The sequence below is a fragment of the Rhizobium ecuadorense genome, assembly GCF_001187535.1.
GTDB classification, from domain to species: Bacteria; Pseudomonadota; Alphaproteobacteria; order Rhizobiales; family Rhizobiaceae; genus Rhizobium; species Rhizobium ecuadorense.
In genome coordinates this window covers 1-214 of record NZ_LFIO01001233.1, presented here as the reverse complement: position 1 = coordinate 214, position 214 = coordinate 1, and the positions used below count along the sequence as shown (strand labels likewise).

The window sequence follows — 214 nt, the reverse complement described above, 5'->3', positions numbered from 1 at the left end:
GAGACCGCCGCAATGCCGGAACTGGATGTCGGGATGTTTAGCGGCCACGGCCAGCATGTGTGGGTCGAAGTAGCCGAAGGAGGTCGGAAAGAGCAGGGTCGCGCCGTCCAGGTTGATCATGGATTCCATCGTCTTCTGGACGTCGACGGTTTCCGGCACATTCTCTTCTTCGACCAGCGTCACGCCCGGTAGCGCCTTGATAACGGCCGCACCC

General features: G+C 61.2%; 1 pseudogene. It reads right to left on the bottom strand.

Annotation, left to right across the window (positions count from 1 at the left end):
* Positions 1-214: pseudogene (locus AF337_RS25780) on the bottom strand (BMP family ABC transporter substrate-binding protein); the annotation flags it as partial.